This is a genomic window from Flavobacteriales bacterium (assembly GCA_020635855.1).
Classification (GTDB): Bacteria; Bacteroidota; Bacteroidia; order JACJYZ01; family JACJYZ01; genus JACJYZ01.
Genome location: JACJYZ010000002.1, coordinates 409,574 through 430,054 on the forward strand (window position 1 = coordinate 409,574; position 20,481 = coordinate 430,054).

General features: G+C 51.2%; 20 protein-coding genes. 8 read left to right on the plus strand and 12 right to left on the minus strand.

Annotation, left to right across the window (positions count from 1 at the left end; translation table 11 throughout):
* Position 1 precedes the first annotated feature (1 nt).
* The 4 genes from galE (at position 2) to H6585_01680 (ending at position 3,970) form a co-directional block, all read left to right on the plus strand.
* Positions 2-1,048 (plus strand): UDP-glucose 4-epimerase GalE, encoded by a 1,047-nt coding sequence (gene galE / locus H6585_01665; protein MCB9447034.1) that lies wholly within the window; start codon positions 2-4, stop codon positions 1,046-1,048.
* Positions 1,038-2,096, plus strand: a complete 1,059-nt coding sequence (gene rfbB, locus H6585_01670; protein ID MCB9447035.1) for a dTDP-glucose 4,6-dehydratase — start codon at positions 1,038-1,040, stop codon at positions 2,094-2,096. The genes galE and rfbB overlap by 11 nt, the downstream gene beginning before the upstream one ends.
* Complete coding sequence (locus H6585_01675; GenBank protein MCB9447036.1) at positions 2,086-3,099, plus strand: SDR family oxidoreductase; 1,014 nt, start codon at positions 2,086-2,088, stop codon at positions 3,097-3,099. The genes rfbB and H6585_01675 overlap by 11 nt, the downstream gene beginning before the upstream one ends.
* A gap of 112 nt (positions 3,100-3,211) precedes the next feature.
* Entirely contained in the window at positions 3,212-3,970 is a 759-nt protein-coding gene (locus H6585_01680; GenBank protein MCB9447037.1) for a capsular biosynthesis protein, read from the plus strand.
* On the opposite strand, the gene fabD is transcribed toward H6585_01680, so the two are convergent.
* Genes fabD through H6585_01700 form a run of 4 tightly spaced genes read right to left on the minus strand, consistent with a single transcriptional unit; the run spans position 3,935 to position 7,259 of the window.
* Positions 3,935-4,834, minus strand: a complete 900-nt coding sequence (gene fabD / locus H6585_01685) for an ACP S-malonyltransferase (protein ID MCB9447038.1) — start codon at positions 4,832-4,834, stop codon at positions 3,935-3,937. The two genes, H6585_01680 and fabD, sit on opposite strands and share 36 nt — an antisense overlap.
* Before the next feature lie 20 nt (positions 4,835-4,854).
* Positions 4,855-5,496: a GTP cyclohydrolase I FolE gene (folE, locus tag H6585_01690; GenBank protein MCB9447039.1), complete on the minus strand. Its 642-nt coding sequence runs from the start codon at positions 5,494-5,496 to the stop codon at positions 4,855-4,857.
* Positions 5,497-5,500: 4 nt separating this feature from the next.
* The gene (locus H6585_01695; protein ID MCB9447040.1) at positions 5,501-5,914 is read right to left on the minus strand and encodes a 6-carboxytetrahydropterin synthase; all 414 of its coding nucleotides are present in this window, start codon (positions 5,912-5,914) and stop codon (positions 5,501-5,503) included.
* A gap of 40 nt (positions 5,915-5,954) precedes the next feature.
* The gene (locus H6585_01700) at positions 5,955-7,259 is read right to left on the minus strand and encodes an amino acid permease (protein MCB9447041.1); all 1,305 of its coding nucleotides are present in this window, start codon (positions 7,257-7,259) and stop codon (positions 5,955-5,957) included.
* Between the two features lie 95 nt (positions 7,260-7,354).
* Between H6585_01700 and mqnB the strand changes: the two genes are divergently transcribed.
* The 3 genes from mqnB to rfaD are packed head-to-tail and all read left to right on the plus strand — an operon-like array spanning position 7,355 to position 9,800.
* Positions 7,355-7,993: a futalosine hydrolase gene (gene mqnB / locus H6585_01705; protein MCB9447042.1), complete on the plus strand. Its 639-nt coding sequence runs from the start codon at positions 7,355-7,357 to the stop codon at positions 7,991-7,993.
* Complete coding sequence (locus tag H6585_01710) at positions 7,990-8,838, plus strand: 1,4-dihydroxy-6-naphthoate synthase (GenBank protein MCB9447043.1); 849 nt, start codon at positions 7,990-7,992, stop codon at positions 8,836-8,838. Before mqnB ends, H6585_01710 begins: the two co-directional genes overlap by 4 nt.
* Positions 8,835-9,800, plus strand: coding sequence for an ADP-glyceromanno-heptose 6-epimerase (gene rfaD, locus H6585_01715; protein MCB9447044.1), 966 nt, complete (start codon positions 8,835-8,837; stop codon positions 9,798-9,800). Before H6585_01710 ends, rfaD begins: the two co-directional genes overlap by 4 nt.
* A 262-nt stretch (positions 9,801-10,062) precedes the next feature.
* On the opposite strand, the gene H6585_01720 is transcribed toward rfaD, so the two are convergent.
* Positions 10,063-10,401, minus strand: a complete 339-nt coding sequence (locus H6585_01720) for a MerR family transcriptional regulator (protein MCB9447045.1) — start codon at positions 10,399-10,401, stop codon at positions 10,063-10,065.
* A 23-nt stretch (positions 10,402-10,424) separates the two neighbouring features.
* On the minus strand, positions 10,425-11,393 hold the full coding sequence (locus H6585_01725; GenBank protein MCB9447046.1) for a M23 family metallopeptidase: 969 nt from the start codon (positions 11,391-11,393) through the stop codon (positions 10,425-10,427).
* Between the two features lie 151 nt (positions 11,394-11,544).
* Between H6585_01725 and alaS the strand changes: the two genes are divergently transcribed.
* Positions 11,545-14,304: an alanine--tRNA ligase gene (gene alaS / locus H6585_01730; protein MCB9447047.1), complete on the plus strand. Its 2,760-nt coding sequence runs from the start codon at positions 11,545-11,547 to the stop codon at positions 14,302-14,304.
* A 51-nt stretch (positions 14,305-14,355) separates the two neighbouring features.
* On the opposite strand, the gene H6585_01735 is transcribed toward alaS, so the two are convergent.
* From H6585_01735 to dnaJ, 6 genes are all read right to left on the minus strand, one after another.
* A complete protein-coding gene (locus tag H6585_01735; protein ID MCB9447048.1) occupies positions 14,356-15,051 on the minus strand; it encodes a nucleotidyl transferase AbiEii/AbiGii toxin family protein in 696 nt (231 codons plus the stop codon).
* A complete protein-coding gene (locus tag H6585_01740; GenBank protein MCB9447049.1) occupies positions 15,038-15,562 on the minus strand; it encodes a hypothetical protein in 525 nt (174 codons plus the stop codon). The genes H6585_01735 and H6585_01740 overlap by 14 nt, the downstream gene beginning before the upstream one ends.
* Positions 15,563-15,748: 186 nt before the next feature.
* The gene (locus H6585_01745; protein ID MCB9447050.1) at positions 15,749-16,921 is read right to left on the minus strand and encodes a sigma-54-dependent Fis family transcriptional regulator; all 1,173 of its coding nucleotides are present in this window, start codon (positions 16,919-16,921) and stop codon (positions 15,749-15,751) included.
* Between the two features lie 63 nt (positions 16,922-16,984).
* On the minus strand, positions 16,985-18,319 hold the full coding sequence (locus tag H6585_01750) for an ABC transporter permease (GenBank protein MCB9447051.1): 1,335 nt from the start codon (positions 18,317-18,319) through the stop codon (positions 16,985-16,987).
* A complete protein-coding gene (locus H6585_01755; GenBank protein MCB9447052.1) occupies positions 18,316-19,290 on the minus strand; it encodes an ABC transporter ATP-binding protein in 975 nt (324 codons plus the stop codon). The genes H6585_01750 and H6585_01755 overlap by 4 nt, the downstream gene beginning before the upstream one ends.
* A 34-nt stretch (positions 19,291-19,324) precedes the next feature.
* The gene (dnaJ, locus tag H6585_01760) at positions 19,325-20,476 is read right to left on the minus strand and encodes a molecular chaperone DnaJ (protein MCB9447053.1); all 1,152 of its coding nucleotides are present in this window, start codon (positions 20,474-20,476) and stop codon (positions 19,325-19,327) included.
* Between the last annotated feature and the right edge of the window lie 5 nt (positions 20,477-20,481).

Here is a 20,481-nt window from a genome sequence, read left to right on the forward strand (position 1 = left end):
TATGCACCAAACCGGACACATCGTGGTTACCGGTGGCATGGGATATATTGGGTCCCATACCACGGTTGAACTGCTGCAGAAGGGATACCGGGTTACCATCCTGGATAATTTGTCCACTTCTTCCGTTATCGCCCTGGATGGAATTGAAAAGATCACCGGCATCAGGCCGGAATTCAGGCAGGTTGAATTGTGCGATGTGGCGGCTTTAAAATTGGAATGGGAACATCTCCCACAGGTAGATGCAGTCATTCATTTTGCGGCTAAGAAGGCAGTGGGTGAATCGGTTCGTAATCCGCTGCTCTATTATTCCAATAACCTGGTATCCCTATTGAATGTGTTGCGCATGATGCAGGAGCATCAGGTGCCGAATATCGTGTTCTCATCATCCTGCACCGTATACGGTATCCCCGAGATGTTACCGGTCACCGAGGCCTCCTCGGCCAACAGGGCCGAGTCACCCTACGGTCGTACCAAGGTGATATGCGAAGAAATGCTCCGGGATGCCGCCGCCGCCGGCTCCGCCAGTGTATTGTCATTGAGGTATTTTAACCCGATTGGTGCCCATTCTTCAGGTTTCATCGGTGAGTTACCGCCGGAGGAGCCGGAAAACCTCTTGCCATATCTTACGCAAACAGCAGATGGTACAAGACCCTTTCTGCGTATTTTTGGCGGAGATTATCCCACCAATGACGGGACCTGTGTACGGGATTATATTCATGTGGAAGATCTGGCCAAAGCGCATGTTGCCGGTCTGCATAGGTTACAGTCAAGAGATGCTTCCCTGGGGTTTGAAGCCATTAATATTGGAACGGGAAGAGGGTATTCCGTACTCGAAGTGGTGGCTGCTTTTGAAAAGGCAACCGGAAAAAAAGTAAATTACCAAATTGTAGACAGAAGACCGGGTGATGTGCCGGCCATCTGGGCTGATACTTCACTGGCGTCCAAAAAACTGAACTGGAAAGCAGAACTTGGTTTGGATGAGATGCTGGCCTCCTCATGGAAATGGCAGCAGGAGCTAACCAAATTAAGTGTGATCAATGGCAGATAGCAAAAACATACTCGTAACCGGTGGTGCAGGTTTTATCGGATCACATGTGGTGCGCCGGCTGGTAACCCGATATTCCGGTTATAAAGTGGTGAACCTGGACGCACTTACGTATGCAGGAAATCTGCAAAACCTGACCGATGTTGAGGATGCGTCCAATTATGCTTTTGTCAAAGGCAACATCCTCGATACCGCACTTCTGGAAGATCTGTTTACCGAATATCGCTTCGATGGGATCATCCACCTCGCTGCCGAATCGCATGTAGATCGTTCCATCTCCGATCCGCTGGCATTCCTGCATACCAATGTATTGGGTACTGTGAATCTGCTGAATGCAGCACGCACCCATTGGGCGGAAAAATATGAAGGTAAGCGATTCTACCACATCTCCACCGATGAGGTGTATGGCTCACTTGGGGCAGAAGGGTTCTTTACCGAGGAGACGCCCTATGATCCCCGCAGTCCGTACTCAGCATCAAAAGCCAGCTCGGATCATTTTGTCCGGGCCTACCATCATACCTATGGGATACCGGTGGTTGTTTCCAACTGTTCCAACAACTACGGTTCTCATCAATTTCCTGAAAAACTCATCCCCCTGGCCATCCACAGGATCAGAGAGAACAACCCCATCCCCGTTTACGGGAAGGGAGAGAATATACGCGACTGGCTTTTTGTGGAAGACCATGCGGCTGCCATCGATCTTATCTATCACCAGGGTAAAACCGGTGAAACGTATAACATAGGCGGCCAAAACGAATGGCGTAACATCGACCTGATCCGTTTACTCTGTAGCATCATGGATCGCAAGCTGGGCCGGACGGAAGGTACATCCGAACAACTCATCGGGTTTGTAAAAGACCGCGCCGGCCACGATCAGCGTTATGCTATCGATGCTGACAAGCTTTGCAAAGAGCTGGGCTGGGCACCAAGCGTTACATTCGAACAGGGATTGGAGAAAACCGTGGATTGGTATCTCGACAATGAAACATGGCTGAATGATGTCACCACAGGTGCCTATCAAAGCTATTATCAGGAACAGTATGGGAATTGAAGCCAGGACAACCAGCAGAAGTGCCTATCACCCGGGTACGCTTGACAACCTCTCCTTCCTCGTAACCGGAGGCGCAGGTTTTATCGGATCCCACATCGTGGCCTATCTGTTGGCCAATGGTGCCAGGGAAGTGAGGGTGCTTGACAACCTATGTACCGGGTACATAAACAACTTGTCCGACTTTTCTCAGCATCCTGCATTCCGCTTCATGGAGGGAGATATCCGTAACATAGATATTTGCAGGGAGGCATGCAAAGGAGTGGATTACGTGTTGCACCAGGCAGCATTGGGATCCGTTCCCCGTTCAGTCAACGATCCTCAGACCACCCATGATGTGAATGTGAACGGATTCATGAATGTGCTCATCGCAAGCCGTGAGTCGGGTGTGAAACGTATGGTATATGCCAGTTCATCTTCTGTGTACGGTAACAGCGAAAAATTACCCAAACAGGAAAACTCTATCGGCTTTCCGCTTTCTCCCTATGCCGTATCGAAGCGCGTCAATGAAGTATATGCCGACGCTTTTGCCGTAAGCTATGGCATGGAACTGGTCGGCCTGAGGTATTTCAACGTGTTCGGTCCGCGTCAGAGTCCGGAAGGACCCTATGCCGCCGTGATCCCTGTGTTCATGAATGCATTGTCAAGAAATGAAGCGCCTTTCATCAACGGAGATGGCCTGCAAACCCGCGACTTTACTTATGTGGATAATGCAGTGCAGGCCAACATCAAAGCTCTGTTCGCCCGCCACCTGGAGGGCCCGGGGCACGTGTTCAATATCGCCGTGGGTGAAAGCGTAACCATTCGTGATGTGTTCGACTTCATCAGTAAATTGCTTGGGAAGAACATGTCGCCCCAATACCGGGCCAAACGTCAGGCGGATGTCAGGCATTCCCTCGCAGATATTTCCAGGGCCAGACAGGCGTTGGGTTATGAACCGGAGGTGTCTTTCATGGAAGGATTGAAAACGACGGTTCAGGCCCTGCATTCAGAAAAAGTTTCCTGAGATCAGCCTGCGGGTTTTGAAGAATAGATGCACATGTGCATACATGTTGCCTATCTTTGAATGTGAATACTGAATTCAAAACCCGCCTGACCCTGATACAACCATGTCGCTGTTGAAGAAATTTTTTGGAGAAAAAGTCAAAAAGGAACATTTTGACTTTGGCATCCTTGGAACCGATATCCATTCCCATTTCATTCCTGGTATTGATGACGGGGCCGCTACCATGGAAGATTCCGTCAATATGATTGCAGCCTTGCATGAACTGGGATACAACGCCGTTGTTACCACACCTCATGTTATGAGCGATTACTACCGCAATACGCCGGAGATCATTCGTGAAGGTCTCGCACAGGTCAGGGAGGAACTCGCTCAAAGAAACATACCGGTTCATGTGGATGCTGCGGCTGAATATTATGTCGACTACGAATTCGATCAATCCATCGGCGTACACGAACTCCTGACCTTCGGCGACAACTACATCCTGATCGAGTTGCCATTTACCCAGGTTCCGGAAAACTTTCACCAGACGGTATTCAAGTTGTTGGGGGCAGGCCTGAGGCCCATTTTGGCGCACCCCGAACGGTATGCATACTACCACACCGTGGATGCCATTTGTGAACTCAAGGAAAAAGGATTGCTGTTGCAGATCAACACCGTTGCCCTTACCGGACACTATGGGCCGGTTGCTAAAAAGATTGCAGCCGGCTTACTTGACAGCGGATGTGTGGATTTCCTTGGCAGTGATTGCCATCGCCTCAACCATGTAGACCTGCTGAAATCGGCCTTGGATCATCCGTCGCTACAAAAGGCGTTGTCGAATCAGGCCTTCCTCAATTCATCCTTGTACCACCCAGGGGGCGATGGCGCTTAAGGCCTCCACGTCCTTGTCGACTTTCTTTACCAATCCCTGAAGAACTTTCCCGGGACCTACCTCAATGAAACTGCTTGCGCCATCGGCCAACATCCGGCGAACCGTTTGCGTCCATTTTACCGGGGCGGTTAACTGGGCCACCAGGTTTTTACGTATATCATCCGGATTGCGCACAGCGCTGGCAGTCACGTTCTGATATACCGGACAAATGGGATTGTTGAATGTTGTGGATGCAATTGCAGCTTCAAGCTCCTGGCGTGCAGGTTCCATGAGCGGACTGTGGAAGGCACCGCCTACCGGTAACGGTAGCGCCCGCTTGGCACCCGCTTCCTTCAGTTTGTCGCAAGCTTGTGAGATTCCCTCCATTGAACCGGAGATCACCAGCTGTCCGGGACAGTTGTAGTTGGCTGCAACAACAACCTCATCAATATCCGCACATACCTTTTCCACCACTTCGTCTTCCAGTCCCAGGATGGCGGCCATGGTTGAAGGGCGAGCCTCGCAGGCTTTCTGCATGGCCAAAGCACGTTGCAAAACCAGTTTCAGTCCATCTTCAAATGTCAAAGTTTTATTGGCCACCAAGGCTGAGAATTCACCCAGTGAATGGCCGGCCACCATATCAGGTTTGAATTGATCACCCAATACCTGTGCCAGTACAACAGAGTGCAGGAAAATGGCCGGTTGGGTAACTTTCGTCTGACGGAGTTCCTCATCCGTTCCTTCAAACATCACGTCGGTAATGCGGAATCCGAGGATGTCATTGGCTTTTTCAAACAAATCCTTCGCTTCTGCCGATCCTTCATAAAGGTCTTTACCCATGCCGGGAAACTGGGCGCCTTGCCCTGGAAATACGTATGCTTTCATGTATGATGATTCAATGATGGTTAACTGAGTTTGGCGGAGATCAGGCTGATGAATTCCTTGCGTGTGGTCTCGTTCAGGAATTCTCCCGTAAAGGCGGAGGTGGTCGTTACGGAATTCTGTTTCTGGATGCCGCGCATTTGCATGCACAAATGAGATGCTTCGATCACCACGGCAACACCCAGCGGACTGAGCGTATCCTGCAGGCAGTCGCGGATCTCATACGTCATCCTTTCCTGCACCTGCAGGCGGCGTGCATACGCATCCACGACGCGGGGGATCTTGCTGAGCCCGACAATGTGGCCATTCGGGATGTAGGCCACATGCGCTTTCCCGAAAAACGGAAGCATGTGATGTTCGCACAGGGAATACAGTTCAATATCCTTCACAAGCACCATTTGCTTGTAGTCTTCCTGGAACATGGCCGAGCGAAGGATAGACGCCGGATCCAGGTCGTATCCGTGGGTCAGAAACTGCATGGCCCTGGATACCCGTTCGGGGGTTTTCTTTAAGCCTTCCCGTTCCGGATCTTCTCCCACACATTCGATGATATCGCGGTAATGATCGGAAAGTCTTGAGATGATCTGTTCGTTGTATTTGTACAACCGTTCAAAGCCGATGCTTTCTTCCGGGTCGTTGTAAGGTGGACGCTTGTCTTCACTCATATGTTTACACTCCAAAGTATTCAACAAAGTTATTTTCTGTCTCATGCAGACGGATGCAGTGCAACCGGCACCCGAGTTCCGCAATGCCATGTTCCAGCTGATTCCATATGGCCTTCGCCAGATTTTCCGTGGATGGCATGATGCCTTTCATGAAAGCCACATCCAGGTTAACATTTTTGTGGTCCAAATGTTCAATGACCTGCTTTCGGATCAGCTGACTCAAAGTTTTCAGGTTCACCACGAAGCCGGTTTTCGGGTCGATGGCACCTTTTACCGTCACGTATAACACGTAGTTGTGCCCGTGCCAATTGGGATTGGAACACTTGCCGAAGATCTCCATGTTCTCGGCATCATTCAGTTCCGGAAGAAAAAGCCGGTGAGCCGCATTGAACGTCTCCCTGCGGGTGATGTGCATCATAACAGACAAATATAGAAAAAGTAGGTGGTCGGGCGCCTCCTCAGATTTCGCTACGTTTTTTCCATCGTGCATACAACCAGGCAAGCAGCGCCAGGATGCCGTATAACATCAGGATCCTCAACATTTGCCCGGGTTGTTCGTCGAATTCGTAGCGCACGATCAGTATGGCAGCCCCTAGCAGACCCGCCATGGCAGCCACCGCCATCCAGGGTTGTGCATGGGTTTGCCTGCGCATCTTGAAGTTGGCCACCGCCATGAGAAATGATACCAGGATGAACGTGATGCTGCCGAATTCCAGGATGGTTTCCAGTCCGCCGCTTAACATCAGTACAAACGACAAAACAGACATGGTTACAATGGCCGGCGCCGGAATGGTACCCTTTGAACGTTTTTTAAGCACCGATGGAAAGTACCCGTCGTTTGCAATCACCGCCATCAGCCGGGAGGCGCCGAAAAGGGTTCCGCTGATCGCACTGGAAGTAGCCAGCAACGCGCCGAGGATCACGGCAAACAATCCGAATTTTCCCAATACGGCAGATGCACCCGAGGCCAGCGCATATTCCTGGTCGCGGATGATCACTTCTTTGGGGATCGTGGCCAGCGCTCCCAGGGCGATGCCCACATACAACAAGGTGGCAATCGCGATGGCGCTGTATATGGCCCTGGGTATGTTACGCTGCGGTTCGTCCATTTCATTGTAGGCATGGATGATCAGCTGGAACCCTTCGTACGCTACAAAGGTGATGGAAGCCATCACCAGGATGGAACCGATGTGCGTACCCGGCTCAATCAGCGGTTGCAGGTTGCTGACCTGACCCCGGCCGGCCAGGATACCGGAGATAAAAATGAGGATGATCAGCTTGCTGTATACCAACAGGTCTTCTGCTTTGCCCATGCCCTTCACGGAAACCAGGTTGATCATGGCGAAAAGTCCGATCACTCCTCCGGCCACCGCTTTGCCCGCCCAGCCATTCCCATCCACGGGAAGTATGCTGCACAGGTAGGAGGAGAAAGTAAAGGCATACAACGCCAGTGTGCTGATGTAACCAAATACAACAAGCCATCCGATAACCGAAGCTGAGAATGCTGAGTTGGGGAAACTCTTTCTGAAAAATGAATAGGTGGCGCCTTCATCTTTGTACAGAAGCGCCAGCTTCACGTAAGAGTAAGCGGCGAAGAAAGCCAGGATACCACCTGCCGTAATAGCCAGCGGTGTGGCGTGCCCGATATGGGCTACTGAAATCCCCAGGATCGAGAAGATACCGCCACCCACCATGCCGCCCAAGCCAATGGCGATCAGCTCGGCCAGTCCCAGGTCTTTTTTTCGTTTGCGTGTGAGGTCCATCTGAACGTATTGTTCCGTCCTGCCAGGCGAAGGTATCGATTCCTGTGAAAACCACAGGCCCTCCCCGGCGTAGCGGAGTTTCCTATCTTTGCCGCATGCGAATCCTCTTGGTAAGTGCAACCGGTATGGAAATTGCCGCAACCATGCAGACCCATGGTGCTTCCGAAAACGTTCGTTTTCTGATCACAGGTGTGGGCATGGTGGCAGCAGGTGTTTCTGTGGCTGAAGCTTTGGCGGTACATAAACCGGATGCGGTGGTGCATGCCGGTGTGGCCGGAAGTTTCGACCGCAACCTTTCCCTCGGAGATGTGGTGGTGATCGTTGAAGACGGGTTCCCTGAACTGGGCGCACAGGACGGAGATGCTTTTCTTCCCCTTGTGGAAATGGGACTGGATGAAGACGGTCTGACACCTTCTGGCATGCTGGTGCCTGCAACCATTCCCTTGCTGGATCATGTGCAGGTGTTCCCCGCCGTACGCGGCATCACCGTGAATACGGTACATGGAAACGACGATGCGATCCGGGAAGCCAGTGAACGATGGCCTGCCCAGGTGGAAACGATGGAGGCCGGAGCCGTTATGTATGCCTGCAACCGTGCGGGTGTGCCGTATCTCGGACTCCGCACCATCTCCAACTATGTGGAACGCCGCAACAGGGATGCATGGCAGATGCCGCTCGCCGTGCAGCGCCTGAATGAGACTTTGACACAATTGATCCGAAACGCAGGCCGATGAAACAAACCCTCACCCTTGGTTTTTCACCCTGCCCCAACGATACATTTATCTTCGATGCGCTGGTGCATGAACGCATCTCCACCGAAGGCCTCCATTTCAATCCCCGCCTGGCGGATGTGGAAGAACTCAACCGGCTGGCTTTCCGCGGCGAACTGGATGTGACCAAACTCAGTTACCATGCCTTTGCCCACGTGGCCGATACCTATGTGATGTTGGCAACCGGAAGTGCATTGGGTCGCAATTGCGGTCCCCTGCTGATCGGCCGCGATCCGGACCTCATGAAAAAGAAAAATCCGGAAACGTGGCGTGTGGCCATTCCTGGAAAATACACCACGGCCCATTTCCTTTTCAGCATGGCCTATCCGCAGGTGAAAGACAAGGTGGAGGTGTTGTTCTCAGACATTGAGGGCGCCGTTCTGAAAGGTGAGGTGGATGCGGGCGTGATCATTCATGAAAACAGGTTCACTTATGCAGACAAAGGTTTGCATGCCTATACCGACCTAGGACAATTCTGGGAAAAGGAAACCGGAAAGCCCATTCCGCTCGGCGGCATAGCTGCCAGACGCAGCCTGGGTGCCGATGTGCTGATGCGCATAGAAAGGCTGATCGGGGAGAGCGTGCAGTATGCATTCGATCACCCCGAAGCCAGCAGGGAGTACGTACGTTGCCATGCCCAGGAAATGGATGAAAAGGTGCAGGCGCAGCACATTGCCTTGTATGTGAACGACTATTCCCGTGACCTGGGGACGGAAGGAAAACTAGCGGTGGAAACCATGTTTGATGTGGGCAAGCGTGTGCTCTCCTTTCCGCCATGTGACCAACTCTTTATATCTTCAATGCCATGATCGTTGTTACAGGAGCCGCAGGGTTCATAGGAAGTTGTTTATTGGCTGGATTGCATGAAGCCGGCTTCGGCGACTTGGTGGCCGTGGATGATTTCTCGTATCCCGACAAAGAGGCCAACCTCGCCGGAAAAAAATTGAGCGCCAGGGTGGAGCGCGACCAGTTCGCCCAATGGCTGAGGGAAAACCACAGCCAGGTACAGTTCATCTTCCACCTCGGCGCACGCACCGATACCACCGAGTTTGACAAGTCGATCTTCGACTGGTTGAATGTCAGCTACAGCAAGGAGGTATGGAAACTTTGTGTGGAGTTCGGCCTGCCCCTGGTGTATGCATCGTCGGCTGCTACATTTGGCCTCGGGGAGCATGGCTATGAAGACGATCACGCCAAAGTGCCGCTGCTGAAACCGCTCAATCCGTACGGCGACTCCAAGCAGGAGTTTGATCTGTGGGCCCTGTCACAGGAAAAGAAGCCTTACTTCTGGGCAGGACTGAAGTTCTTCAATGTTTACGGTCCGAATGAATACCACAAAGGACGCATGGCATCCGTGATCTTCCATGCCTTCAACCAGATCAGCGAAAAGGGAGAGGTGAAGTTGTTCAGGAGCCACCGGCCCGACTATGAAGACGGCAAACAACTGCGCGACTTTATCTATGTGAAGGATGTGGTGAACGTTTGCATCTTCCTCATGAAAGACCGCAAGCATCCCGGTCTTTATAACCTGGGAACCGGCACCGCCCGCGCTTTCCTTGATCTGGCAAAGGCTACGTTCGCGGCGTTAGGCAAACCCGAACACATCACTTTCGTGGATACCCCCGAAGACATCCGCGACAAGTACCAGTATTTCACCGAAGCCACCATGGAAAAACTGAAGGGCATCGGGTACGATGTTCCGTTCACTTCACTGGAAGCAGGGGTAAAGGATTATGTGCAGAAGTACCTGGTGAGCGGGAAACGGTGGTGATCATTTGAGAATTTGTGAATGAGGTAATTTGAAAATAGGAGGCCCCCAAAGACTATATGTTTAGGGAAGCAAAGTTTGGAGGGCTGAAGAAATAAAGGGATAAAAGGACTTGAACCACATAGGCACATAGCACACATAGGCTATGTGCCTTTCTATTGTGATCTAAATGTCTATGCGGTTAAAATAACTTCCGCAAGTAGAATGATGCGCTCAGAATAAATGCCCATTTTCAAATCGGCATATTCCCTCATTGTCAAATCAATCAGATCTTATCTTTCAATTCCAGCAGCGATTCACGGATGCCCAACAAGGTGCTTCGCAGGCCATCCTTATCGGTATCCACGGATTTCATTTCCTTCAGTTTCAGCTTGGCGCCGTTGAGCGTGAAGCCCGATTCCTTGACCAGCTGGTAGATCTGTTTGAAATTGTCCACGTCTTCCTTGGTGAAAAGACGGTTGCCCTTTTTGTTCTTCTTGGGTTTGATGATGTCGAATTCCTTTTCCCAGAAACGGATCAGGGACGTGTTGACATCGAACATCCGGGCGACTTCGCCGATGGAGTAGTACAGCTTTACGGATTCAAGTTCCTTGTATGGTGCCATGAGATATGAATGGCAACGAACCGTTAATCGAACGACTGGTTTGAACGCGATGACATCTCGATCATCTTGTCAAACTCTTCCTGTGACAGGTCGTTGTAGTAGTAGTTCACGGGATTAACTTTCACGCCCGCCTTGATCACTTCATAGTGACAGTGCGGCCCGGCCGATACGCCGGTGTTGCCTACCAGTCCGATGATCTGTCCGCGCTTCACCTTCTCTCCCTGCCGAACCAGGATCTTGGACATGTGACCATACAGCGTTTTGTAATCATAACCGTGGTTGATCACCACATGCTTGCCATAGCCGCTGCCTGTTTCCGCAAGCTCTACCACACCGTCGCCTGTTGCATAGATGTCGGTGCCGCGCGGAGCGGTGAAGTCCATGCCCGTATGCATGCGCATGGTTTTGTAGATGGGGTGGAGGCGGTACCCGTAACCGGAAGCCATCCGTTCAAGGTCTTTGTTGGCGATGGGCTGAATGGCCGGAATGGATGCAAGCATCTCGGTTTTGTTCTTCGCCATTTCAAATACATCGTCGTACGATTTCGACTGGATATAAAGTTGCTTGCTCACCTTATCCAGCTTGCTTGCGGTCTCAATGATCAACTCGGAATTCGAATAACCCTTCAGATCCTGGTAGCGGTTCACTCCACCGAATCCTGCCTGCCTGACGGCATCCGGAATGGGTTCGGCTTCGAAAATCATACGGTAGATGTCGTCGTCCCGGTGCTGCAGGTCACTCAATACCGAGGTCAGGTTATCAGCCCGCTTGTTGAGCATGCTCAGCTGCAACTCCAGGTTTTCATTCTCACGCATCAGCATACGTTCCTTCGGAGAAGGAAAATACTGGTGCACCACAAATACCAGCACCACAGCAATGGCTACAATGATCGAGGCAAATGAAAGAAAGCGCAGTAAACGGCGCTTCCAGGTGACTTGCACGACATCGTAATCGAGTGTTTTCGGATTGTACTTGAACTTTATCTTACTCATGCCAAATCATCAAGTTTTACCTACCTTTGGCGCCCCTGAAGGGCCGTATTTTTTACATTAACGGCAAATATAAACAATATGTCCGATATGTCAACGGTGCAGCCAGTTGACTGTCAGTAAATTATTAACAATACAAACCGGTCGGATCCAAATGTTAAGCGCTTCTCAAATTCGGCAACAGTTCCTGGACTTCTTTAAAGGTAAGCAACATGCCATCGTGCCTTCTGCCCCTATGGTGATTAAGAACGATCCGACCCTGTTGTTCACCAACGCCGGCATGAACCAATTCAAGGATTACTTCCTGGGCAACCGGCAACCGGAGGACAAACGCGTGGCCGACACCCAAAAATGCCTGCGTGTATCCGGCAAGCACAACGACCTGGAAGAGGTGGGTGTGGATACCTACCACCACACCATGTTCGAGATGCTTGGCAACTGGTCGTTCGGTGATTACTTTAAAAAGGAAGCCATAGATTGGGCGTGGGAACTGCTCACCGACGTTTACAAAATAGATACCTCCCGCATGTATGTGACCGTTTTCGGTGGCGATGAAACAGACGGTTTACCGAAAGACGACGAGGCCATCGGGTTGTGGAGCCAACACATCTCTACAGATCGAATCCTCGAGTTCAGCCGCAAGGATAATTTCTGGGAAATGGGCGATACCGGTCCGTGCGGACCCTGCTCAGAAATTCACGTTGACATCCGCAGCGATGAAGAAAGAAAACAACAGGATGGCAAAGACCTTGTGAACACCGGTCACCCCCAGGTAATAGAGATCTGGAACCTGGTGTTCATCCAGTTCAACCGCAAGAAAGACGGTAGCCTGGAAAACCTGCCCGCCAAACACGTGGATACCGGCATGGGCCTGGAACGCCTCTGCATGGTGCTGCAAGGAAAACGTTCAAACTACGATACGGATGTGTTTCAGCCGCTGATCCAGGCATTGGAAAAGAAAACGGGTGTGAAGTACGGAAAGGATACAGCTACCGACATCGCCCTGCGTGTGATCTCCGACCACGTGCGCGCCGTGGCCTTCTCCATCGCTGATGGCCAGCTGCCTTCCAATACCGGCGCCGGGTATGTGATCAGGCGCATCCTTCGCCGCGCCATCCGTTACGGGTACAGCTACCTGAACATCCAGGAGCCGTTCATCCACCAACTCGTTCCGGTGCTGACAAAACAAATGGGTGATGCATTTCCCGAGTTGAAAGCACAGCAGGCACTCATCGCAGAAGTTATTCGCGAAGAAGAATCCAACTTCCTGAATACCCTGGAAAAAGGGATTGACCGTTTTGAGAAAGCATGTGCCAACCTGAAAGCTGCATCCGACCAGTTGTTCCCAGGTCCCATCGCCTTTGAACTTTTTGACACCTACGGTTTCCCGGTGGATCTTACTACCCTGATGGCAAGAGAAAAGGGTTTCGGAGGATTGGATGAAGCGGCTTACAATGCCTCCCTGCAGGAACAAAAAGACCGCTCCCGCCAGGCCGGTAAAATGGAAACCGGCGATTGGGTGGAAGTGAACCCTTCCGGTCAGGAAGATTTTGTGGGATATGACCAAACCGAGAACCTGGTCCACATCACCCGCTATCGCCCGTACAAAGCGAAGGGGAGGGAAGGGTTTCAGATCGTGTTGGACCACACCCCGTTCTATGCCGAGGGCGGAGGCCAGGTGGGAGATACCGGTACCCTGACAGCCAACGGTTCTTCGGTGCAAATCCTCGATACCAAAAAAGAAAACGACCTGATCCTGCATTTTACAGACAGGCTTCCCGCCGATCCGAAAGCAACATTCGCAGCGGTTGTGGACACGTCAAAACGTCGTTCAACCGCACGCAATCACTCTGCCACCCACTTGCTGCATGCCGCGCTGCGTCAGGTTTTGGGCACCCACGTAGAGCAGAAGGGTTCATTGGTGGACCCCGAACATTTGAGGTTCGACTTCTCCCATTTTCAAAAAGTGAGCGCCGAAGAGTTGCAACAGATCACGCAACTCGTGAAGGCCGAGATCAACAAGGCGTGTCCGCTGGATGAACGCCGCGCCGTTCCCATCGACGAGGCGAAGGCCATGGGTGCCATGGCGTTGTTCGGTGAAAAGTATGGCGATAAGGTGCGTGTGATCCGGTTCGGGGATTCGGTGGAACTGTGTGGAGGAATCCACGTGCAGAACACGAACGACATCGGTGCTTTCGAGATCATCAAAGAATCATCGGTGGCTGCCGGCATCCGCCGGATAGAGGCTGTGACGGGTGATGCTGCCAGGGCGCATCTCGAAGAAGAAAAACACAAAAAGGAAACCGCATGGCAGGAAGTGGAGGGCGCCGTGAAAGAGCTTATTTCGCTTGATCTGGCTGGTGACGGATTTGCGTCCGCACCCGACCTGCTGGCGCGCGCCCAGCAGAAATTGGCCGTGCTGGAAAAGCAGATTGCAGAGGATGATGCGGAAGAAAAATCCCGCGCAGAAAACATCCGGCAACAGATCCAGGAAGTGAATGCCAAACTGGAGTCGGCCCGAAAGGAAAGATCAGGTGCTGCCCGTGAGTCACTCGATAGCCAGATCACTGAAGCGGGAGATGTGCGCGTGCTGATCACCCGCCATGATGCGGATGCATCCACCATCAAAGACCTGGCCTTTGCGTTCCGCCAGGAATACCCCAACCTTGTGATGGTGCTGGGAAGCGTATTCAATGGCAAACCACTTTTATCAGTTATGGTGAGTGATGACCTCGTGAAAGCGAAAGACTGGAATGCCGGTCAATGGGTGCGCGAACTGGCAACAGAGATACAGGGCGGCGGCGGCGGTCAGCCGTTCTTTGCCACGGCCGGCGGAAAAAATCCCGACGGACTGGACAAGGCGCTGGACAAGGCGAGGGAGAAGGTGAATCAGGAATTAGGAATTAGGAATTAGGAATTTTCCGGTCGCTTCTCTTTCTAAAGACTAGCGACTTACGACTAAAGACTACTTCTGTCCGTTCAGCGGCTGCGCGAAGCGGAGTATTTCTGTCAGGATGTGGTTGGTGGCTGGAGGAGAACCGGGAGAGGTGTGGCATTCAATCCATTCAGCGTGATGAGGGTTCCGCAGTAGATCGGTAAATTCTGAATGTATGTATTTCTTTAACTCCAATTCTGCGCTGTTCATTTCTTCCCAGATGGTGCTTCTGTTTTCCAGGACATATATGATGTCTTCAAAATCGTGGCTGGTTCTACCGTCGCTTTTCCCCCGGCCTTTAAACGCCTCGAATTTGGTGGCGATAAAATGAGGTGCGCTAAGTATTTGGATGATACAGGTGGGATCGACTGTGTGCCAAATGGCGTTTTTGAACCCATCCGGATACCATTTGTTATGAAATCCGATCGAGGGATCATTTGTTGGCATGATGTCCACAATGATCCCATTGATTCGATATCTGCAAACAATGCCGGATTGTATATCGTTTGTAAAGCCGATGGCATGTAGTTTCTCCTCCAATTCTATGCGTTCCTTGTAGTTGAGTATTTCAATGATTACATCAACATCGTCTGTAGGGCGTGTTTCCAGTACAGGTTGGTCTGGGTAGAGGGAGATTGTCGCACCTCCGACAAAAACAACTTTCTCCTTCAATTCTTCCAGCGCATTGGCGACGGCTTTAATGCGGGTGATGTTACGATGAAACATTAACGATGCCTTTTTTTAATTCATCAATGGCATATTTGATCTCCCTGACTTTTCCTACCCGGAGAACATCTGTAAGGGCCAATAGTTTGTAAAATGCCTCATCATCTTGTGATGCTTCCACTTGTTTCGGGTAAAAGGGTTGTATTTCCAGTCCCATTGCTTTTCCCTTTGAGTATGGCCACACGAAGTCGAGATCACTGAGGATAAGCTTTTTCATAAAAGGGTGAGAATGGGCGGTGGGTATTCCCCGGGTCATTGTGCCGGGTTTCTGTGGAAACACATATCTGATACCGTGTTGCAGGAAGTCAAATAGATTCTGGCGGTTCACATTCTTCTTGTTATGATCAATGAGTCCAGCAATACAGCTTCGGTTCAGGGATTCGGAAATTTCCGATATGCTGAGTCGCATTGAATTGGATAGGTCAATCAATCTCCAGGATGTATCTGAAAGGGTGATGATCTTGAGTAGAATTGCCACATCCTGGGGCCGCATTCCGTTGTGTTTTCTCATGGGGCAAATATAATAAATTTCTCATTTCGCATATCGCGAAATGAGAAATTTGAGATAAGAGGTTGCATGAGTACCGTGAAAGAACAGGTGATTTCTTCATTCCCTACAGACGGGTGGCTGGAAATTCGATCAAGGGTTTTCTTGTGCGTTGCGTTGTACTAAAGACTGGCGACTTACGACTAAAGACTACTTCTGTCCGCTCAGCGGCTGCGCGAAATTCTTCACATCCTGGTCGGTGATTTTATCGCCACAAAGGATGATCAGTCGCTCCACCACATTCCTGAACTCGCGGATGTTTCCCGTCCACCGGATCTTTTGCAATTCTTTGATCGCTTCTTTGGTAAACGACTTCTCTTTCATGCCGCCTTCTTCGCAGATGAGTGTACAGAAATGTTCAGCCAGTTTCGGGATGTCTTCCAGGCGTTCGTTGAGAGACGGTACCTTGATTACAATCACACTCAGGCGGTGGTAAAGGTCTTCCCGGAAGTTGCCGGCTTCGATCTCTTTCAGCAGGTCTTTGTTGGTGGCGGCGATCACGCGCACATCCACCTTAATCTCTTTTTCTCCGCCCACACGGGTGATTTTGTTTTCCTGCAGGGCACGAAGCACCTTGGCCTGGGCTGACAAGCTCATGTCGCCGATCTCGTCCAGGAAGAGCGTACCACCCGATGCCTGTTCGAACTTCCCGATGCGTTGTTTCACCGCGGAAGTGAAGGAACCTTTTTCATGACCGAACAGCTCGCTTTCGATGAGTTCGGATGGGATGGCAGCGCAGTTGACTTCGATCAGCGGTGATCCGGAACGGTGGCTTTTGGCGTGGATCCATCGTGCCACCAATTCTTTTCCGGTTCCGTTTTCACCGGTGACCAGCACGCGCGCATCGGTTTCCGCTACCTTGTCGATCATGTCTTTCACGGCCTGCATCATCTTCGAATCGCCCACCATGTCGTGCGTTTTGGCGATCTTCTTTTTTAGCACCCGGGTCTCCTGGATCAGCGATTTGCGGTCAAGTGCATTGCGAACCGTCACCAGGAGACGGTTCAGGTCGAGCGGTTTGGAAATGTAGTCATATGCGCCTTTTTTCAGTGCATCTACGGCCGTGTCGATGTTGCCGTGCCCGGAGATCATCACCACCGGTGTTTCGGGTGTGACCTCGATCAGGGTTTCGAGTACTTCCATGCCATCCATCTTGGGCATCTTGATGTCGCAGAGGATCACGTCGAACTTTTCTCCTTTGGCTTTTTCGATCCCTTCCTTTCCGTCGGCGGCTTCACCCACCTCGAACTTTTCGTACTCAAGGATGTCTTTTAGTGAATTGCGGATGCTCTTCTCATCATCAATTACAAGGATCTTGGCCATGGTGGTCATTATTAAAGTTTTGAGACGTGTGGGTACATCAACAAATATACGGTAAGTGAAAGATCAGTTGCGGATGCGGATCCATCTGCCCAGTTCCTTCCAACTTATTTTTTGTCCGTACATCAGGATACCGATGCGGTAGATCCTGCCCGAAAGCCATGTGCTTCCCAGGAATGCACCGATCAGCATGAGGGCAGAAAACAACAATTCATACCAAGGCACACCGAACGGGATGCGTACCATCATCACCACCGGAGATGTCAGCGGAAAGATGGAGCACCAAGTGGCCAGGGGGCCCGTCGGGTCATTGAGCCCGACCTGCATGGCAATGGTGAAGCCGATGATCAGGGGTATGGTCATCGGCAGCATGAATTGCTGGGTATCCGTTTCGCTGTCTACCGCAGAACCGATGGCGGCGAATAGAGATCCGTAGAGGAGGTATCCGCCCAGAAAATAGAAGACAAACATGCCCAGGATAACCGGCCAGTTGATGTTGCTGATGGATTGGAAAACCACTGACATTTTTTGCGACTTATCGTCATTCGGGGATGCATTGTCCTGCAGGTGGGTGGCTTGGTTTTGTTGGAATTCCTGCACAACTGTTTTGGCATCATACCTTTCTGCGAACACCGTTTTGGCACCGGTCAATACCACAGTGCTCAGTACAATCCACAAAGCGAACTGGGTGAGTCCGACCAGGGAAACCCCCAGAATTTTTCCCATCATCAGGTGGAAGGGACGCACCGAAGAAATGATCACTTCTACGATGCGGTTGGTTTTTTCTTCCATCACCCCCCGCATGATCTGGGTACCGAAAAGGAAGATGAAGAAATAGATGATCATGGCTCCAACCATGCCCACAATGATGCGTTGTTCCAACAGCGAGTTATCTCCGTTTACATTGTTGACGATGTTGATCTGGGTCTTGGTGCCGCGAATCACATCCGGATCAATGTCGCGTTTGATCATCTTATAATCTTCCAGCTGCTGTTCCACCTCTTTTTGTACATAGGTGATGGCGCTCAGTCCGGGCTGTTTGGATGACCAGAGCACAATGGCATTTGCCTTCATGGGATCTCCCTGGATATCCAATATGGATACGTTGTCGGAATCGCGGAACATGCGGTGCACATCCTCAAATTTCTTGTCGAGATAGCGCCAGTCGAAAGAGATTTGTTCCGAGTTGGCCATGGATTTCGGCGGGAACATCACTGATTGGTCTACCACAACAATGGTGCGGTGTGAGGTTTCCACCTTGTTCAACCAATAGGGGGTAAGCACCAGGGCTGCCATCAGCAAAGGGCCCACCAGGGTCATGATCAGGAAAGATCGTTTCCGGACACGGGTGAGGTATTCCCGTTTGATGATCAGTGGTATTTTGCCCAGGTTGTTTTTCATGATCCTTGTCCGTTTTCCGATGGCTTCAATGTGTCATGATCCGGGTTGCCATCACCCATTTCCTGCACTTTGCTGATGAAGATTTCATTCATGGATGGGATCACTTCCGTAAAGGAGTGCACTTGTACATTGGGCAGTACCGCATTCAACACGTCATTGGGTGTATTCTGGTTCAACAGACGCAGTGTTACCACCCTGCGGCCGTTTTGTTCGCCATTTTCAACCACCTCGGCGCCGGCCCAAAGGCTGTTGGTGAATGCCAGCAAGTGGCCGCTGAATTCAACCCGGTACATGTTGAAGTGGTACGACTTGCGGATCTCCTCGATGGATCCATCGAGGATTTTTTTTGAGCGATTGATGAGTGCGATGTGGTCGCAAAGTTCTTCCACGGATTCCATCCTGTGGGTGGAAAAAATGATGGTTGCACCTTTCTTCTGCAACTCGCGGATCTCCTCCTTGATGAGGTTGGCGTTGATGGGGTCGAAACCGGTGAAGGGTTCATCAAAGATCAGCAGCCTGGGTTCATGTACCACTGTGGTAATGAACTGGATTTTCTGCTGCATACCTTTCGACAGGTCTTCGATCTTCTTTTTCCACCAGCTTTCGATCTCGAATTTTTCGAACCAGTAACGCAACCGGTTAAGGGCTTCCTTCCTGTCGAGGCCTTTTAACCGGGCGAGGTAAAGGGCTTGTTCGCCAACCTCCATTTTCCGGTACAGTCCACGCTCTTCGGGGAGATAACCGATCTGTTCAACATGTTTGGGCTTCAGCAGTTCGGCACCGAAATACACTTTGCCTTCATCTGGTGTGGAGATCTGGTTGATGATGCGGATCAGGGTGGTTTTACCCGCACCGTTCGGTCCGAGCAATCCGAAGATGCTGCCATTGGGCACATCCAGGCTTACATCTGTTAATGCCTGATGTCCTGAGAAACTTTTTGAGATGTTCCGAACCCTGAGAAGATTGCTCATACCCGCCGAATTTACACATTAACGTGCGAATGCCTCAAAACTTTTCCCGCATGCGATCGAAGAAACTCTTGCGGTCTATTTTTTTGTCGGGTTTGAAGTTTTTCGAATCCCGGAGTTTCTCAAGGAGGGATTTTTCTTCTGAACTGAGGTTTTCGGGTACGTACACATTCACCTCCACCAGCTGATCTCCCTTCCCGTAACCATTCAGGGATGTGAGTCCTTTTCCTTTCAGACGCAGGATCTTTCCGCTTTGTGTTCCGGCTGCGATTTTGATCTTGGCTTTGCCGCTGATTGTAGGAACTTCAATGGATGTGCCCAGGGCCGCATCAATGAAACTGACATAGGTTTGGTGGATGACATTCTCCCCGTCACGGATCAGGTTGGGGTCTTCCTTTTCTTCGATCAGCACCACAAGATCACCGGGAATGCCACCACGCGGACCGGCATTTCCCTTGCCGCTTACGCTGAGCTGCATGCCTTCTTCCACACCGGCGGGGATCTTTAAGGTGATCACTTCTTCACCCTTCACGATGCCATCTCCGAAACAGGTGTTGCATTTGTTGGTGATGGTTTTGCCTTCACCACCGCAATGAGGGCATGTGGTGGTGGTCTGCATCTGCCCAAGGATGGTATTGGCGATGCGGGTGACCTGGCCTGTACCGTGGCAGGTATTGCAGGTGGTGAACCCACCGCTGCCTTCTGCGCCTGTTCCTTTGCAGGAAAGGCAGGTGACATATTTGCTTACCTTGATTTTTTTCTCAACACCTTCCGCGATTTCCTGAAGGGTCAGCGAAACCTTGATACGGATGTTGCTTCCCCTGTTCACCCGTGCAGAGCGGCGACCTCCGCCACCACCGCCGAAGAATGATTCGAACGGGTTATGTCCTCCGAAAATATCGCCGAACTGACTGAAGATATCGTCCATGCTCATGCCGCCGCCGAAGCCGCCACCCGCTGCACCGCCCATGCCTGCATGGCCGAACTGATTGTAGCGTTGGCGCTTTTCCGGGTTGCTCAACACTTCATAGGCTTCGGCCGCTTCCTTGAATTTTTCCTCCGCTTCCTTGTCGCCCGGGTTTTTGTCGGGATGGTACTTCAGTGCAAGTTTGCGGTAAGCTTTTTTGATGTCGGCTTCCCCGGCATTCTTATCAACTCCCAGCACATCGTAATAATCTCGCTTTGACATATTCC

Excerpts from the sequence above, each read along its gene's own strand:
- galE (MCB9447034.1), top strand. The coding sequence starts at position 2 with ATGCACCAAACCGGACACATCGTGGTTACCGGTGGCATGGGATATATT.
- rfbB (MCB9447035.1), top strand. The coding sequence starts at position 1,038 with ATGGCAGATAGCAAAAACATACTCGTAACCGGTGGTGCAGGTTTTATC.
- H6585_01675 (MCB9447036.1), top strand. The coding sequence starts at position 2,086 with ATGGGAATTGAAGCCAGGACAACCAGCAGAAGTGCCTATCACCCGGGT.
- fabD (MCB9447038.1), bottom strand. The coding sequence starts at position 4,834 with ATGAAAGCATACGTATTTCCAGGGCAAGGCGCCCAGTTTCCCGGCATG.
- folE (MCB9447039.1), bottom strand. The coding sequence starts at position 5,496 with ATGAGTGAAGACAAGCGTCCACCTTACAACGACCCGGAAGAAAGCATC.
- H6585_01695 (MCB9447040.1), bottom strand. The coding sequence starts at position 5,914 with ATGATGCACATCACCCGCAGGGAGACGTTCAATGCGGCTCACCGGCTT.
- H6585_01700 (MCB9447041.1), bottom strand. The coding sequence starts at position 7,259 with ATGGACCTCACACGCAAACGAAAAAAAGACCTGGGACTGGCCGAGCTG.
- mqnB (MCB9447042.1), top strand. The coding sequence starts at position 7,355 with ATGCGAATCCTCTTGGTAAGTGCAACCGGTATGGAAATTGCCGCAACC.
- H6585_01710 (MCB9447043.1), top strand. The coding sequence starts at position 7,990 with ATGAAACAAACCCTCACCCTTGGTTTTTCACCCTGCCCCAACGATACA.
- rfaD (MCB9447044.1), top strand. The coding sequence starts at position 8,835 with ATGATCGTTGTTACAGGAGCCGCAGGGTTCATAGGAAGTTGTTTATTG.
- H6585_01720 (MCB9447045.1), bottom strand. The coding sequence starts at position 10,401 with ATGGCACCATACAAGGAACTTGAATCCGTAAAGCTGTACTACTCCATC.
- H6585_01725 (MCB9447046.1), bottom strand. The coding sequence starts at position 11,393 with ATGAGTAAGATAAAGTTCAAGTACAATCCGAAAACACTCGATTACGAT.
- alaS (MCB9447047.1), top strand. The coding sequence starts at position 11,545 with ATGTTAAGCGCTTCTCAAATTCGGCAACAGTTCCTGGACTTCTTTAAA.
- H6585_01735 (MCB9447048.1), bottom strand. The coding sequence starts at position 15,051 with ATGTTTCATCGTAACATCACCCGCATTAAAGCCGTCGCCAATGCGCTG.
- H6585_01740 (MCB9447049.1), bottom strand. The coding sequence starts at position 15,562 with ATGAGAAAACACAACGGAATGCGGCCCCAGGATGTGGCAATTCTACTC.
- H6585_01745 (MCB9447050.1), bottom strand. The coding sequence starts at position 16,921 with ATGGCCAAGATCCTTGTAATTGATGATGAGAAGAGCATCCGCAATTCA.
- H6585_01750 (MCB9447051.1), bottom strand. The coding sequence starts at position 18,319 with ATGAAAAACAACCTGGGCAAAATACCACTGATCATCAAACGGGAATAC.
- H6585_01755 (MCB9447052.1), bottom strand. The coding sequence starts at position 19,290 with ATGAGCAATCTTCTCAGGGTTCGGAACATCTCAAAAAGTTTCTCAGGA.
- dnaJ (MCB9447053.1), bottom strand. The coding sequence starts at position 20,476 with ATGTCAAAGCGAGATTATTACGATGTGCTGGGAGTTGATAAGAATGCC.